Consider the following 16,381-nt stretch of genomic DNA (forward strand, 5'->3'; position numbering starts at 1 on the left):
CTCAATATCGCTTCTTGTCAGCTTATCATACATGAATTACACCTTCTGTCTTAATTCGTTCTGGTTGATTCTGTTATTTTCTTACCAGAAGAGAAGTTCCTGACATTTCTTTTGGCTGCTCCATACCCATCAGTTCAAGAAGGGTTGGGGCGATATCTGCCAGGCATCCGCCTTCTCTTAAAGAATATGCCGGATCTGCATTAAAGAGGATAAACGGAACCGGATTCGTTGTATGTGCGGTAAACGGCTCACCTGTCTCTTCATCAATCAGCTTCTCCGCATTTCCGTGATCTGCACAGATAAACATCACACCGTCTGCCTCTTTTACAGCATCCACTGCCTTTCCGACACATTCATCCACTGCTTCAATTGCCTGAATTGCTGCTGCTTCCACACCGGTATGACCCACCATATCCGGATTTGCAAAATTGATCACGATCACATCGTAATCTCCGGAACGAATCGCACCTGTCAGTTTGTCGCAGACTTCATAAGCGCTCATCTCAGGTTTCAGGTCATAGGTTGCAACCTTTGGTGATTTAACCAGAATACGTGTCTCACCTTCGTTCGGCTCTTCGACTCCACCGTTGAAGAAGAAGGTTACGTGTGCGTATTTTTCTGTCTCGGCAATTCTTGCCTGTGTCATGTGATTCTTTGCCAGATACTCGCCAAATGTATTGGTAATCTCTTCCTTTACAAATGCAACTTTCTTGTTCGGAATGGTTACATCATATTCGGTAAAGCATACAAATTCTGTCTTTACACGCTCGCCTCTGTCAAATCCGTCAAAATCGTCAGCACAGAATACTCTGGTCATTTCTCTTGCTCGATCCGGGCGGAAGTTAAAGAATACCACAGAATCTCCGTCTTTAATTGTTGCAACCGGTGCTCCGTCTTTTGTTACAACCGTTGGAAGTACAAATTCGTCTGTTACCCCATTCTCGTAAGAAGCCTGAATCCCTGCCGGTGCAGATTCTGTTGTCTCGCCTTCTCCTTTTGTCAGTGCCAGATAAGCTTTTTCCACACGATCCCAGCGATTGTCACGGTCCATTGCATAATAGCGTCCGGAAACCGTTGCAATCTCACCGACTCCGATCTTCTTCATCTCAGCTTCCAGAGCTTCCACGTATTCTTTTCCTGATTCCGGCGGTGTATCACGACCATCCAGGAAGCAATGTACATAAACTTTCTCAAGTCCCTGACGTTTTGCCAGTTCCAGAAGTCCGTAAATGTGGGTATTGTGGCTGTGTACTCCGCCATCTGATACCAGCCCAAACATATGCAGCGCGCTGTCATGCTTCTTTGCATTTGCACAGGCATCAAGAAGTGCCTTATTTTCAAAGAAATCTCCATCCTGAATGGATTTGGTAATCTTTGTCAGATCCTGGTATACAATACGTCCGGCTCCCATATTCAAATGTCCAACCTCAGAGTTTCCCATCTGACCATCCGGAAGTCCTACTGCAAGTCCACTTGCATTTCCTTTTACAAACGGACACTCTGCCATCAACTTATCCATAACCGGTGTCTTTGCCTGAGCAATGGCATTTCCCTTCACGGAATCGCTCAGACCATATCCGTCTAAAATCATCAATACTGTTGTTTTTTTGCTCATAAACTCATCTCTCCTATATTTTTCACTCAGTTTTCATCAAAACCTTATGGTATTGCGTTTACACTTCGTAATTCAGCAACTTTACGCTGTGCATCCTTACTTTCTATCTTTAACAGTCTGTCTCGATCGGAACGTACTGATTCTTTATCAGCAGTGCCGGATCATAATAAATCTGATCTTCCTTCAACAAACTGAACTTTCCGTCTTTTACCTCTGCAATATTTACCGCACAGTTTGCCGGCACACCTCCATGCCAGAAATCAGCAGGATCATCATAAACACTGTTTAAAATTGCTCTTGTCGCACAGCCATGAGAGGAAATCAGAATGGTCTTTTCCTGATAATCCGGATTTGCAATCAGTTCCTGCAAAAAATCTTTTGTCCGTTCACATACCTGTCTGACCGTCTCTCCTCCCGGTGCTCCCGGATATTGAAACGGATCTGTATAAAACAGATTAAATTTGGCAGCCTGATGTGATTCCCGGAACTGTTCTCTGGTCCATCCGTCCCATTCTCCCCAGTTAATTTCCATGATCCGTGGCTCCATTATATATGGAATATCGGCTCCTCCGGTTGCCAGACGCGCTGTTTCAATGGTCCGCTTCAATGGACTGGTAATCACAAGATCAAATGAAATTTCCTTCAGTTTATTTTCATAAGTCTGCTCTGCAAGAATGATCCCCTTCTCATTCAAAGGAACATCATGCCATCCCTGCAGTTTTTTCTGATCATTCCAGTCTGTTTCTCCGTGTCTGATAAAATATAACCGCATAAATGCCTCCACATACATATAAAGAGGTCATCGCAAATGCAACAACCCCTTTTATCTTTTACCTTCTATAAATGACTACTTGTAGTTTACGATCTTTCCGAAATCAGCTTTCAGGGAAGCTCCACCTACAAGACCTCCATCGATATCAGCCTGAGCAAATAATTCCGGAGCTGTTGCAGCATTTACAGATCCACCGTACTGAATACGGATTGCTTCTGCTGTTGCTTCATCATAAATCTCAGCGATACAAGCGCGAATTCCTGCACAAACTTCCTGAGCCTGCTCAGTTGTAGCAGTTTTTCCTGTGCCGATTGCCCAGATTGGCTCGTAAGCGATTACAGTCTCTTTTGCCTGATCTGCGGTTACTCCCTGATATCCAACCTTAACCTGCTGACGGATGAAGTCCATTGTCACACCCTGTTCTCTCTGCTCCAGAGTCTCTCCACAGCACATGATTGGTGTAATCCCGTGTTCAATTGCTTTCAGCACTTTTTTATTTACATCTGTATTGGTCTCGCCGAAGTATTCTCTTCTCTCAGAATGTCCGAGAACAACATATTTTACTCCTGCATCTACCAGCATAGCCGGTGAGATTTCTCCTGTATATGCACCACTCTCTTCGAAGTACATATTTTCTGCTCCAACCTGGATGTTGGTTCCCTTAGCAGCTTCAACAACCGGAATAATGTCAATAGCCGGTACGCAGAATACTACGTCAACTTCTTCGTTTGCTACCAGCGGTTTTAACTCTTCTACAAGGGCAACTGCTTCTGAAGGAGTCTTGTTCATTTTCCAGTTTCCTGCAATGATTTTCTTTCTTGCCATGATTTTCTCTCCTGTCTTATTATTTATCGTTTGCTGCTGCAACACCCGGCAGTTCTTTTCCTTCCAGGAATTCCAGAGAAGCTCCACCACCTGTGGAAATATGAGTCATCTTGTCTCCATATCCAAGCTGGTTAACTGCTGCTGCGGAATCTCCACCACCGATGATTGTTACCGCATCCGTCTCAGCAAGTGCTTTTGCAACTGCTTCTGTACCTGCTGCAAATTTCGGCATCTCGAAACATCCCATCGGTCCGTTCCATACAACGGTCTTTGCATTCTTTACTTCTGCTGCGTAAAGTTTTGCGGTTTCCGGTCCGATATCAAGACCTTCCCATCCGTCCGGAATTTCTCCACGGCCTACAACCTGTGTATTTGCATCATTAGAGAAATCATCAGCGATCACATTGTCAACCGGAAGTAACAGTTTTACTCCCTTATCTTCTGCTTTTTTCAGCATGTCCAGAGCGTACTGGCAGTAATCTTCTTCAAGAAGAGATTTTCCGACATTTCCACCCAGAGCCTTGCTGAATGTATAAGACATTCCTCCTCCGATAATCAGAGTATCTACTTTATCAAGCAGGTTCTCGATAACAGGAATCTTGCTGGAAACCTTAGCTCCACCAAGGATTGCAACGAACGGTCTCTCCGGATTCTCAACTGCGTTTCCGAGGAAATCGATTTCTTTCTGCATCAGATATCCTACAACAGCGGTATCTACATACTTTGTAACGCCTACGTTTGAGCAGTGTGCTCTGTGAGCAGTACCAAATGCATCGTTTACAAATACATCACACAGGGAAGCCAGTTCTTTGCTGAATGCCTCACCGTTTTTGGTTTCTTCTGCTCTGTAACGTGTATTTTCAAGAAGGATAATGTCTCCGTCTTTCATTTCTGCGACTGCAGCTTTTGCGTTTGGTCCGACAACTTCCGGATCAGCAGCAAATTTTACTTCCTGACCAAGCAGTTCAGACAGTCTGACTGCCACAGGTGCCAGTGAAAGTTCCGGAACCGGCTGTCCCTTCGGCTTACCAAGGTGAGAACAAAGAATGATCTTTCCACCATCAGCTACCAGTTTCTTGATGGTCGGCAGCGCTGCAACCAGACGGTTCTCATCTGTGATCTTTCCGTCAATCAACGGAACATTAAAGTCGCATCTTACAAGGACTTTCTTTCCTTTTACATTAATATCATCTACTGATTTCTTATTCAGCATGTTATCTCTCCTTTTTCATCCAGAAAATAAACAAACAGGTCCGGCCCATAACAGACCGGACCCTTTTGAGTCATCTTATCAAATCTTATGCCAGTTCTGAGAAGTATTTGATTGTTCTTACCATCTGGCTTGTGTAAGAGTTCTCATTGTCATACCAGGAAACTACCTGAACTTCTGTTGTTCCGTTATCAAGCGGAAGAACCATTGTCTGAGTAGAATCGAACAGAGAACCGTATGTGATACCAACGATATCGCTGGATACGATTTCATCTTCGTTATATCCGAAGGACTCTGTCTGAGCAGCCTTCATTGCTGCATTGATTCCTTCTACTGTTGCTTCACCTTCAACTACTGCTGTCAGGATTGTTGTGGATCCTGTCGGAGTAGGAACACGCTGAGCAGATCCGATCAGTTTTCCGTTCAGTTCCGGAATAACAAGACCGATTGCTTTAGCAGCACCTGTGCTGTTAGGAACGATATTTACTGCTGCTGCACGAGATCTTCTCAGATCACCTTTTCTCTGCGGTCCATCAAGAGTCATCTGATCTCCTGTGTAAGCGTGGATTGTGCACATGATACCGGATTTGATCGGTGCATAATCATTCAGAGCCTTAGCCATCGGTGCAAGACAGTTTGTTGTACAGGAAGCTGCAGAAATAACTGTATCTTCCGGTTTCAGTGTCTCGTGGTTTACATTGTATACGATTGTCGGCAGATCGTTTCCAGCTGGTGCAGAAATAACAACTTTTCTTGCTCCTGCTTTGATGTGAGCTTCTGCTTTTGCTTTGGATGTGTAGAATCCTGTACACTCCAGAACAACATCAACTTTCAGCTCTCCCCAAGGAAGGTTTGCTGCGTCAGCTTCTGCATAAATCTTGATTGTCTTTCCATCAACTGTGATAGAATCTTCTCCAGCAGATACAGTATCAGCAAGTGCATACTTTCCCTGTGAAGAATCATACTTTAATAAGTGAGCAAGCATCTTAGGAGATGTCAGGTCGTTGATTGCTACAACCTCATATCCTTCTGCTCCGAACATCTGTCTGAATGCCAGACGTCCAATACGTCCGAATCCATTGATCGCTACTCTTACTGCCATGATTAATTCCTCCTAAAGTTTAAAATCTTAACTGTTGCCACAGTTTTATTTGGTAAATCCTTAACATTGTTAAAGATTCATCAACGCTGTTACTATTATATTAAATATGAAATAGAAATTCAAGAAAAATTTATCATTTTGTTTTATTTCAACGTATTTGCTTAAAAACAGGCTTTCTTGACTTAAATTCTGTGTAATATTTAAACCCACACGCCGCTAATATCTCTTCTGCCTGTCCGAACTCATAACCTACATGTTTAGGCTGATGGGCATCTGACCCTACAGTTATGATCTCGCCGCCCAGTTCCCGGTATCTTTTCAGTACATCCGGATGAGGATGTGCAAAGGGCAGTCCATATTTGATTCCGGCTGTATTCAGTTCAATTCCGCGACCAGTCTCGATTACTGCCTGCAAAAGCTCGTCGATCTCATCAGAAAATTTCTGATAAGAATATTCTTTTTCCTGATATTTCCCATATCGTACCACATAATCCAGATGTCCCAGTACATCAAAATCTTTGATCTTTCTGACACATTCTGTCATTTCCCGAAACGTCATCCGATAGACTTCTTCATCTGAATATTCTTCAAAGATTTCTCCATAATACGGATCCAGTCCATTAATATAATGAAGAGAACCGATTACAAAATCAAAAGGATACTTTCCGATAAACTCCCGGTAATGAGGTCCCAGATCTTCTTTCAGGCCGATTTCAATTCCCAGATTGATCTCCAGCCTTCCTTTGTAGGTTTCCCGGGCATCCTGTATTGTATGAACATATTTTTCATAATCCGTAAGAACCATGACTTCTTTGCCCGTCTGACCGTAATCCTCATGATCTGTAATACAGATGGCTTGCAGTTCTTTCCGAAGTGCCGCCTCCGCCATCTCTTCCGGAGTTCCTTTTCCATCATCGGAAAACGTCGTATGCATATGATAGTCCGAAGTAATCACAGGATTGTTCCTCCTCCTAATACATACTCTCCATCATACAGAACCAATGCCTGTCCCGGCGCAGGTGCCCCTTGCGGTTCTTCGAACACACAGGTGATTTCATCTTCACCAGTCTGACTGACTTCGCACCATGCCCCCCGGTGGTTATATCGGATCTTGGCAAATACACGCATTGGATGTTCCAGTTTTTCCACCGACATCCAATTCACATGATTCGCCTTTACAACCGTCTGCATGGATTCCTCTTTTGTCCCGATCACCACTTCATTTGTTTCCGGTCTGATTTCCAGAACAAACGCCGGATGGCCCAAAGACAGTCCCAGTCCTTTCCGCTGTCCTACTGTATAATGAACGATTCCTTTGTGCTGTCCCAGGATCTTCCCGGATCTGTCCACAAAATTACCCGGATTTACCGGAAGTCCCGCCTCATTTTCCAAATATCCTGCGTAGTCTCCGTCCGGGACAAAGCAGATGTCCTGACTGTCTGGTTTGTTTGCTACCAGAAGCCCGATATCTTCCGCAATCTTCCGGATCTGATCCTTTTCGTACTCTCCCACCGGCATCAGTGTTCTTTTCAACTGATCCTGGGTCAGATTATAAAGCGCATAGGTCTGATCCTTTTTCTGCGTTGCAGATTTTTTCAGAGTATATCGGCCGTTCGGAAGACGGACAATTCTGGCATAATGTCCGGTTGCGATATAATCAGCCCCGATTTCCAGTGCTCTTTGCATCATGGATTCCCATTTTACATAACGGTTACATGCGATACAGGGATTCGGGGTTCTCCCTGCCGCATATTCTTCCACGAAATAGTCGATGACCTGCTCTTTGAACTCTCTTTTAAAGTTCATGACATAATAAGGAATCTCAAGTCTGGCCGCAACCCGTCTGGCATCATCCACGGCACTCAGTCCGCAGCAACCGCCATTTTCTTCCATCGCCGCCTGTTCCTCATCCTGCCAGATCTGCATCGTCACACCGATCACGCGATATCCCTGTTCTTTCAGAAGATATGCGGCCACCGACGAATCCACGCCACCCGACATTCCAACCACAACTGTTTTCTGATCCATTTTAGTAATCTTCTTCCTCTTCGCCTTCACTGATGTCATTCTTCGGTTTCTGAAGACCTTCGATCTTAATTCCGTGTTTCTCTGCATAATCCCAGAGTGCAGCATGGATTGCTTCCTCTGCCAGAAGAGAACAGTGTACTTTTACCGGCGGAAGACCGTCCAGTGCTTCCATTACAGCTTTGTTGGTTACTTCCAGCGCCTCGTAAATAGTTTTTCCTTTTACCATTTCGGTCGCCATACTGCTGGTTGCTACTGCTGCTCCACAGCCGAATGTCTTAAATTTCACATCTTGGATCACCTGATTCTCATCGATGTCCAGATAAATTCTCATGATATCTCCGCATTTTGCATTTCCTACGGTTCCTACGCCACTGGCGTTCTCAATTTCGCCTACATTTCTCGGATGCTGAAAATGATCCATTACTTTCTCTGTATACATACTGCAATTCCTCCTAAAATGTTCTGTTATCTTTTATCTAATCTGTCTTTTGATTCTCAGAGATTTCTTCCGGTTTTATTTTTCTTTTGCCTGTTTCTTTACGAAATCCTCATATAATGGAGACATGTTTCTTAAGTTCTGTACAATGTCTTTCAGGCAGTCCACTACATAATCCACATCTTCTTTTGTGGTATCAGCTCCCAGAGTCATACGCAAGGAGCCGTGTGCGATTTCGTGAGGCAGTCCGATTGCCAGAAGTACATGGGACGGATCCAGAGAACCTGATGTACATGCAGATCCGCTGGATGCGCAGATTCCTTTCATATCAAGCATGATCAGAAGGGATTCGCCTTCTACAAACTGGAAGCTGAAGTTTACATTGTTCGGAAGACGTTTGACCGGATCTCCGTTCAGTCTGCAATACGGGATCTCTGCAGAAATTCTCTGAATCATGTAATCTCTCAGTTCTGATTCACGTTTCATACGGTCTTCCATCGAAGCTGCCGCAAGCTCCGCAGCCTTTCCAAGTCCGATGATTCCCGGCACATTTTCTGTACCTGCACGACGTTTTCTTTCCTGTGCTCCGCCGTGTACAAAGGAACGAATCTTCACGCCTTTTCGAATGTAAAGGAATCCGATCCCCTTCGGACCGTTTAATTTATGTCCGCTGGCACTTAACATATCAATTCCCATCTCATCCACATTGATCGGAACCTGGCCGAATGCCTGAACCGCATCTGTATGGAATAAAATGTTATGCTTCTTCGCAATTGCTCCGATTTCTTTAATCGGCTGGATCGTTCCGATTTCATTGTTTGCAAACATAATGCTGATCAACACGGTATCCGGACGAATGGCAGCTTCCACATCCTCCGGTGAAACATTTCCATTTTCATCTACATCCAGATATGTCACTTCATAACCTCTTACCTTTTCCAGATATTCACAGGTATGAAGGATGGCATGATGCTCAATCTTGCTGGTAATGATATGTCCACCGTTTTTTCCATATGCTTCAGCGGTTGCTTTCAGCGCCCAGTTGTCAGATTCTGATCCACCGGCTGTAAAATAAATTTCATCTGTTTTTGCTCCCAGAACACCTGCAATGATCTCACGGCGTTTCGTGATCTCCTCTTTATTTGCTGCTGCAAATCCATATATACTGGACGGATTTCCAAAACGTTCTGTAAAATATGGCAGCATCTCTTCTACTACTTCCGGTGCAGTTCTTGTCGTTGCCGCATTGTCAAGATAAATTAATTTCTTTTCCATGTCTTGTATCTCCTTATTTCTTCTATTTGTCTGTGATTGCCTTTAATTCTTTGTGATTGTCTTAACTTTATTGCAATTCTTTCCTCGCAAATTCAATGTTTACGGACTTTTTGTTACAGTCTGTATCGAATTTTTATCTGTCACAATCTTTTTTGTAGTTATCCCTTACAGTTACGTCCTGAACCGGATGGTTGCTCCGGCATCTTACGACTCTCTGCCAGAATCTGATCCAACATGATCTCATCCACTGTATTGGTAATGCTTTCATTAATCCGCTGCCAGACATACTTGGTTACGCAGGTTCCGGAAGCAGAACACCCTTCCTCCGGATTCAATCCTCCGCAATCCACCGGCTCCAGATTACCTTCCAGTGCTCTCAAAATATCACCGACCGATATTTCGGACGCAGGCTTCGCCAGGGAATATCCTCCCGAAGCTCCACGGATGCTTTTTACAATTCCGTTCTTCTTCAACAGCGCCATCAACTGCTCCAGATATCGTTCCGACAATCCCTGCCTTTCCGCAATGGTATTGATAGAGACCGGTTCTGTCTCACTGTAAAGCGCCAGATCAATCAGCGCACGCAGTCCGTATCTCCCTTTTGTCGAAAGCTTCATTTACAGAAATCCCTTCTTTCTGTGTTTTTAATTTTATATAAAATATCTTTCTTTTGAAAATCCCTAGTAAAATACTGGGATTTCATACATGACAATAACACTCAAAAGCGGTTCTGTCAAGGATAACCTCAGAATATATTGTAAAAATCCGTTTTGTCAGGTGTCTTATGTCTTATAAAAACAAATTAGTACGTGGAGCCCTCCTTCTGACGGCTGTAGGATTTCTCTCCCGACTGATGGGATTTTTCTACCGGATCTTTTTAAGCCATACATTCTCAGAAGAAGCCATCGGGCTTTATCAGTTGATTTTTCCCATCTTTGCCCTCTGTATCGCTGGTTGCTGTGCAGGAATCGAAACTGCCCTTTCCCGCACCATTTCCAGAAAATGTTCTGAAAAGAAAGAAAAAGAAGGACAACACTTTTTCCTGCTCGCCCTCGGTCTGTCTCTTCTGTGTTCTCTCTGTCTTCTGATTCTTCTCCAGATCTTTTCCTCGCAAATTGCTGTTTATCTTTTAAGAGAACCTCGCTGTCAACCCCTTTTACTCCTGCTTTCCTATGCATTACCCTTCGCTTCCATTCACGGATGTGTCTGTGGGTATTTTTTCGGTCTGCAGAAAACAGGCGTTCCTGCCATCTCCCAACTGATGGAGCAGCTCTTTCGAATCGGAACTGTTTGCCTGGTCTGTATCATTCTTTCCAAAAATGGACAGTCTCCATCCATTTCCTGTGCTGTTTTTGGTCTGGTTGCCGGAGAATTCATTGCCGCATTCTTTTCCCTGTGGCACGTTTCTGATTTTTTCGGAACCCGGATATCTCCGGTTGTACTTACCGGTTTTTTCCGGGAATTTCTTCCATTATCCCTGCCACTGACTGCAAATCGGATCTTCTTGACTCTGCTTCAGAGTGTCGAGGCTATCCTGATCCCTGTCCGTTTGCAGCTTCACGGCATGAGTACTTCCGCCGCCTTATCCACCTACGGAGTTCTGACCGGAATGGCACTGCCCTGCATTCTTTTTCCTTCCGCCATCACCAGTTCAATCTCTATTATGCTGACTCCCACAGTCGCCGGATTACAGTCCAAAGACGCCCGGCACTCCCTGACACATGCCATTCGCAAATCCGTTACATTTTGCATCCTTCTCGGAATCCTGAGCCTTTTGCTTTTTCTTGTATTTGGCCAGTTCATTGGGAAAATGATTTTTCACAGCGAAACTGCCGGCCGTTTTTTACGTACTCTCGCCTGGATCTGTCCCTTCCTTTATTCCAACAGTGCTCTGCTGAGTATTCTGACCGGACTTGGGGAAACTACGCAGACACTCCTGATCAATTCTGCAGGAATTTTCCTTCGTATATTGAGTATTTTATTTCTGGTACCGGAATTCGGGATCTATGGGTACCTGATCGGACTGTTATCCAGTCAATTGCTTGTCTGCCTGCTCTCCTTTTCCCGGCTCTACAAAGAATTCAGGTAAATTTTCATGCAGACCGGATTCACATACGCTTCCGTCAGGATACCGATTGCAAACGTCATGAGCAACACAAATCCTTTGGTTTTGTTCCAGCGAACTTCCGGGTATCTGTAATCCATCCAGACCAGAAGCAGGGTAGCCGGGGCATAGAAGCACCATTGAGGGAATCCTCCGATCAGACAGATCACGATTCCGGCAATTCCTCTTTGCAGTACCGCCGTCACAAACAGCAAGCCCAGAAGAAAGCTGTTTCCAGCCAGCCAGATCATTCCCACCGGTTTTCTGTATCTTGAAACGCTTAACGCAAGCAACAGGATCAATGGAATCAGCCTGATTTTCAACAGATAGAACAGATACTCTTTCTTCTGAACCGTTATCCTTGCATATTCGGACAGAAAAAAAGTCTGGAACACTCCCTTTTGTTCCAGAAATGTATCCAGCTTCCAATTGGCATAGATCACGCCCAGACAAAGTCCTGTAAAGAAGATCAAAATCAGTATATGTTTTCCTTTTCCCATAAAAAACCTCCCGGACATACCATATCACACTTGTGATAATATATTGCCGAGAGGTTTTTCTTATGACAGGATTCAACCTGTTACCTTCATTTGATTTCTTTTTATTTTTGGCAGAACCATCCTTCGCTTTCAGATCGGCCAATTTCAGATCAATCTACGCATGATATTTTACTGCATAAGACATCAATGCCGCAATCGTCTTGGAATCCTCAATCTTCTGCTCCAGGATCATTGTCTTTAACTCGTCCATTGTAAATGCTTTCACATCAATGTATTCATCTTCGTCCAGATGCTGACGCGTTGCATTCAGATTTCTCGCGGTGTAGATCTCGATCCGCTCATCACAGAATGCCACCGTCGTACGCACCGTAATCAGCAATTCCATGTCTTCCGTATAATAGCCGGTTTCTTCTTCCAGCTCACGGATTGCACAGGTGAGCCCTGACTCTTCCGGAGTATCCAACTTTCCTGCCGGAATCTCCCAGGTTTCTCTCTCCAGAGCGTTCCGATACTGTCTCACCATCAGGATTCTTCCGTCTTCCAGCACCGGAACCACCGCAGCTGCTCCGTTATGATGGATAAAGTCCCATTCTGCAGTATTTCCGTTTTCAAACTGCATGGTGTCGCGATAAATGTCAAGTACAGAACCCTTATACATCAGTTCCCTTTTGATTCTTTTAACCTCTTCACTCATCTTCCTACAGTTCTCCTAATAATTTCTGTGCACTGACTAATTTTACACTCAGTACAAAAATCTCACATGCTACTTTCAGATCCTCAAGCGTCGGATAAGACGGTGCGATACGAATGTTGCTGTCATGCGGATCCTTTCCGTACGGGAAGGTTGCGCCTGCCCCCGTCATTACAAGCCCTGCTTCTTTTGCTTTTGCCACAATCGCTTTTGCACAGCCATCCATTGCATCAAAGGAAATAAAGTATCCGCCTCTCGGTGCCATCCAGCTTCCGATCTCCAGACCGCCCAGTTCACGATCCAGCGTTTCCAGAACCGTATCAAATTTCGGTCTTAAGATCTCTGCCTGCTTTTTCATATGATTCACCATACCGGAAATATTTTTAAAATAGCGGGCATGACGAAGCTGATTTAGTTTATCGTGTCCGATCGTCTGAATAGTGAGCTGACGTTTGATATCTACTAGGTTTCCTTCTGATGCAGCAATTGCCGCAATACCGGATCCCGGGAATGTAATCTTGGATGTAGAAGAAAACTTATAAACCATATCCGGATTTCCAGCCTTCTTACACTCCATCAGGATTTCCAGAAGATAATCCTGTTTGTCATCATACAGGTGATGAATGGTATAAGCATTATCCCAGTAAATTCTGAAATCCTTTGCTGCCGGTTTCAGATTTGCGAAACGATAAACCGTTTCGTCGGAATAAGTAATTCCCTGTGGATTTGAATATTTCGGAACACACCAGATTCCCTTGATACTCTCATCTTCTGACACCAGTTTTTCTACCATGTCCATATCCGGACCTTCCGGTGTCATCGGAACATTGATCATCTCAATTCCGAAAAATTCTGTAATTGCAAAATGTCTGTCATATCCCGGAACAGGACATAAGAATTTCACTTTATCTAATTTGCTCCACGGCGTAGAACCCATAACTCCGTGCGTCATAGAACGGGCTACCGTATCATACATCACATTCAGACTGGAATTTCCATAGATTACGATGTTATCTTTCGGTACTTCCATCATATCTGCAAGCAACTGTTTTGCCTCTCCGATTCCATCCAGCACACCATAGTTTCTGCAGTCTACTCCTTCTGTACACTTCAGATCAGACTTGCTGGTCAGTACATCCATCATCCCCATGGAAAGATCCAACTGCTCTGTGGATGGCTTTCCCCTGGACATATCAAGCTTTAAGCCTTTTGCCTTTACTTCCTGAAACTGTCTTTCCAGCTCTTCTTTTACGCCGCTAAGTTCCTCTTTTGTCATATCTTTGTACGCCGTCATCACAATTCCCTCCATTTTTATTCACTGTTTGTCATTGTAAATGGTTTTCGACTTTTCGTCAATAAAATCCTGCATTTTTTAAGTGTGAAAACGCATTTTTTCGTTATTATACAGTCAGAAATGAATTTTTTGATTTCATTTTATTCATTTCCAACAAATTCCAAGCCACTTTTTGTCGTACACCTTACAAAAAAGGGAAGCTGCTCCTGCAACTTCCCCTTTTCTTATTCATTTTTCATTTTATTCGGCTTTTATTTAGCATAATCGGAAACTCTTGATTCCCGAATTACGTTCACCTTGATCTGACCCGGATACTCAAGTTCGAATTCGATCTTCTTAGCGATCTCTCGAGCCATCAATACCATATCTTCATCAGATACCTGTTCCGGAACTACCATTACTCGAATCTCTCTACCTGCCTGAATTGCAAAAGATTTATCTACGCCCTTAAACTGGTTCGTGATATCCTCTAACTGTTTTAATCTGTTTGTGTATGTCTCTAATGTTTCACGTCTTGCGCCCGGACGTGCAGCGGAAATCGTATCCGCAGCCTGTACGACACAGGCGATCAGTGACTGTGGTTCTACATCTCCGTGATGGGATTCCACTGCATTAATAATTGTTGCGGATTCTTTGTATTTTCTACAAAGATCTGCACCAATCTGCACATGGGATCCTTCCACATCATGATCGATCGATTTACCAATATCATGTAATAAACCGGCACGCTTGGCAACTCTGACATCCAGTCCTATCTCGCCAGCTAACAATCCGGATAATTGCGCAACTTCAATGGAATGCTTTAATGCATTCTGACCATAACTTGTTCGAAACTTCATACGTCCAAGAAGTCGGATCAGTTCCGGATGGATACCCGGCACACCAACTTCAAGCGCAGCAGCTTCTCCTTCTTCTCTGATCATGGAGTCCACATCTTTCTGAGCTTTCTCCACCATCTCTTCGATTCGGGCCGGATGAATACGTCCGTCTACAATCAGACGTTCCAGCGCAATTCGTGCAACCTCTCTTCGAATCGGATCAAATCCGGAAAGAACGACTGCTTCCGGAGTATCGTCTATAATCAATTCCACTCCTGTCATTGTCTCCAACGTACGGATATTTCTACCCTCACGTCCAATGATTCGTCCCTTCATTTCATCATTCGGAAGTTGTACGACTGAAATCGTAGTTTCTGCAACATGATCTGCAGCGCATCTCTGGATTGCGGTAACGACGTATTCTTTCGCCTTCTTGTCCGCTTCCGCCTTTGCCTGCGTCTCTAATTCCTTGATCATCTTTGCAGTGTCATGCTTCACATCTTCTTCAACAGTTTTCAACAGATATTCTTTTGCCTGTTCGGAGGTAAGTCCTGAGATTCTTTCCAGTTCCTGTACTCTTTTCTTGCTGAGCTCTTCCACTTTCGCTTCACGCTGTTTGAAATGCTCTTCCTTTGCTGTAAAACTAGCTTCCCTTTGCTCCATCGCAGAAGTTCTTTTATCAAGAGCCTCTTCCTTTGCCAGGACACGTTTCTCATAACGCTGTAATTCAGAGCGTCTTTCCTTCGTCTCCCTTTCCAGTTCGTTCTTTGTCTTGATAGATTCTTCTTTTACTTCAAGCAGTGCTTCTTTTTTTGTTGTTTCAGCAGTCTTCACTGCATAATCAATAATCTCTCTTGCTCTTGTCTCAGCATTTCCAATCTTTGACTCTGCGTTCTTCTTCAGATTGGATACTGTTAAAAAGTGAGTGACAACACCAACTATCAATGCGAGGGCTATGGCAATAACTACAACATATACTATTGGCACAGGAGCACCTCCTTATTTAGTTTTCATTGTACATTTTATTATAAAAATACAACAGTTAAATTTTATACTGTTTTCACAACAATGTCAAGCATTGCCAATATTATTTTGTACCACTTGACGGATGTCCTCGTACCGGAACCCTTTTCGTGCCAGATAACCGTAGATTTTCTGTACTTTTACCGGATCTTCTATATTTTCAAAAAATCTTTTTTTCTGAAGAATCTTCAGAATTGCTTCCTGATCCCCTCCGGTTTCTCCGTAACTTTGTTCCATTGCCCACTCTATCTTTTCCGCAGAAAGATTCTTTTGTCTGAGCAGCATCAGAATCTCTCTTCTGCTTTTTGACTCTTTGCGGACCTCGATAAAATGAAGGGCATACCGTTCATCGTCAATATATCCGAACTTCTTTACGTATGTGATCGCTTCCTCGATCACCTCTTCGGGATACAAATCCTTTTTCAGACGGTTTCTCAGTTCTCCCTCCGTCCTGTCTGACAGACTCAGAAGATGCATGGCACGCAGTTTTGCTCGCTTTCTGAGTATTTCATTTTTAATTTTTTCCTGTTGTTCCTCCGTCAACTCTTCGCCTTCTTTTAGATGAAAACGGGAGACTTCCCCCTTGTACAGAGCAAAAGAAGTCTCCCCGTCCAATTCAATTCGGCATTTTTTCGATGTCAACGGCTCAATTTTCGTAATAATCATCTTATCCTGTTGCCTGTTTCAT

At 43.9% G+C, this 16,381-nt stretch carries 16 protein-coding genes; 1 reads left to right on the forward strand and 15 read right to left on the reverse strand.

The window, feature by feature from the left end:
- Positions 1 to 73: 73 nt before the first annotated feature.
- From gpmI to KGMB01110_RS14665, 10 genes are all read right to left on the reverse strand, one after another.
- A complete protein-coding gene (gpmI, locus tag KGMB01110_RS14620) occupies positions 74 to 1,615 on the reverse strand; it encodes a 2,3-bisphosphoglycerate-independent phosphoglycerate mutase (protein WP_117602312.1) in 1,542 nt (513 codons plus the stop codon).
- 109 nt (positions 1,616 to 1,724) lie between these two features.
- Positions 1,725 to 2,387, reverse strand: coding sequence for a histidine phosphatase family protein (locus KGMB01110_RS14625; protein WP_117602313.1), 663 nt, complete (start codon positions 2,385 to 2,387; stop codon positions 1,725 to 1,727).
- A gap of 75 nt (positions 2,388 to 2,462) precedes the next feature.
- Positions 2,463 to 3,212: a triose-phosphate isomerase gene (gene tpiA, locus KGMB01110_RS14630; RefSeq protein WP_119299325.1), complete on the reverse strand. Its 750-nt coding sequence runs from the start codon at positions 3,210 to 3,212 to the stop codon at positions 2,463 to 2,465.
- 19 nt (positions 3,213 to 3,231) lie between these two features.
- Positions 3,232 to 4,425, reverse strand: coding sequence for a phosphoglycerate kinase (locus KGMB01110_RS14635; RefSeq protein ID WP_117602315.1), 1,194 nt, complete (start codon positions 4,423 to 4,425; stop codon positions 3,232 to 3,234).
- Positions 4,426 to 4,510: 85 nt separating this feature from the next.
- The gene (gene gap, locus KGMB01110_RS14640) at positions 4,511 to 5,524 is read right to left on the reverse strand and encodes a type I glyceraldehyde-3-phosphate dehydrogenase (protein ID WP_117602316.1); all 1,014 of its coding nucleotides are present in this window, start codon (positions 5,522 to 5,524) and stop codon (positions 4,511 to 4,513) included.
- Between the two features lie 148 nt (positions 5,525 to 5,672).
- Positions 5,673 to 6,479, reverse strand: a complete 807-nt coding sequence (locus tag KGMB01110_RS14645) for a histidinol-phosphatase HisJ family protein (protein ID WP_119299327.1) — start codon at positions 6,477 to 6,479, stop codon at positions 5,673 to 5,675.
- Positions 6,476 to 7,552: a tRNA 2-thiouridine(34) synthase MnmA gene (mnmA, locus tag KGMB01110_RS14650; protein WP_243112879.1), complete on the reverse strand. Its 1,077-nt coding sequence runs from the start codon at positions 7,550 to 7,552 to the stop codon at positions 6,476 to 6,478. Before mnmA ends, KGMB01110_RS14645 begins: the two co-directional genes overlap by 4 nt.
- 1 nt (position 7,553) lies before the next feature.
- Positions 7,554 to 7,991, reverse strand: coding sequence for a Fe-S cluster assembly scaffold protein NifU (gene nifU, locus KGMB01110_RS14655; protein WP_117602319.1), 438 nt, complete (start codon positions 7,989 to 7,991; stop codon positions 7,554 to 7,556).
- A gap of 75 nt (positions 7,992 to 8,066) precedes the next feature.
- Entirely contained in the window at positions 8,067 to 9,263 is a 1,197-nt protein-coding gene (gene nifS, locus KGMB01110_RS14660) for a cysteine desulfurase NifS (protein WP_119299331.1), read from the reverse strand.
- A gap of 158 nt (positions 9,264 to 9,421) precedes the next feature.
- Entirely contained in the window at positions 9,422 to 9,880 is a 459-nt protein-coding gene (locus KGMB01110_RS14665; RefSeq protein WP_117602321.1) for an RrF2 family transcriptional regulator, read from the reverse strand.
- Positions 9,881 to 10,047: 167 nt separating this feature from the next.
- On the opposite strand from KGMB01110_RS14665, the gene KGMB01110_RS14670 reads away from it, so the two are divergent.
- Positions 10,048 to 11,352 carry an oligosaccharide flippase family protein gene (locus tag KGMB01110_RS14670; protein WP_119299332.1) on the forward strand — a complete coding sequence of 435 codons (1,305 nt, stop codon included), beginning with the start codon at positions 10,048 to 10,050 and terminating at the stop codon, positions 11,350 to 11,352.
- Here KGMB01110_RS14670 and KGMB01110_RS14675 read toward each other — a convergent pair.
- The 5 genes from KGMB01110_RS14675 to KGMB01110_RS14695 all read right to left on the reverse strand — a co-directional run bounded on the left by KGMB01110_RS14675 (position 11,334) and on the right by KGMB01110_RS14695 (position 16,359).
- Positions 11,334 to 11,867: a stage II sporulation protein M gene (locus KGMB01110_RS14675; protein ID WP_117602323.1), complete on the reverse strand. Its 534-nt coding sequence runs from the start codon at positions 11,865 to 11,867 to the stop codon at positions 11,334 to 11,336. The two genes, KGMB01110_RS14670 and KGMB01110_RS14675, sit on opposite strands and share 19 nt — an antisense overlap.
- Before the next feature lie 154 nt (positions 11,868 to 12,021).
- Complete coding sequence (locus KGMB01110_RS14680) at positions 12,022 to 12,561, reverse strand: NUDIX domain-containing protein (protein WP_117602324.1); 540 nt, start codon at positions 12,559 to 12,561, stop codon at positions 12,022 to 12,024.
- Positions 12,562 to 12,565: 4 nt separating this feature from the next.
- Positions 12,566 to 13,852: a PLP-dependent aminotransferase family protein gene (locus KGMB01110_RS14685; protein ID WP_119299335.1), complete on the reverse strand. Its 1,287-nt coding sequence runs from the start codon at positions 13,850 to 13,852 to the stop codon at positions 12,566 to 12,568.
- A 251-nt stretch (positions 13,853 to 14,103) separates the two neighbouring features.
- Positions 14,104 to 15,657 carry a ribonuclease Y gene (rny, locus tag KGMB01110_RS14690; RefSeq protein ID WP_119299337.1) on the reverse strand — a complete coding sequence of 518 codons (1,554 nt, stop codon included), beginning with the start codon at positions 15,655 to 15,657 and terminating at the stop codon, positions 14,104 to 14,106.
- A gap of 84 nt (positions 15,658 to 15,741) precedes the next feature.
- Complete coding sequence (locus KGMB01110_RS14695; protein ID WP_119299339.1) at positions 15,742 to 16,359, reverse strand: regulatory protein RecX; 618 nt, start codon at positions 16,357 to 16,359, stop codon at positions 15,742 to 15,744.
- Positions 16,360 to 16,381: the final 22 nt, after the last annotated feature.

It is taken from the genome of Mediterraneibacter butyricigenes, from assembly GCF_003574295.1.
GTDB lineage: Bacteria > Bacillota > Clostridia > Lachnospirales > Lachnospiraceae > Mediterraneibacter_A > Mediterraneibacter_A butyricigenes.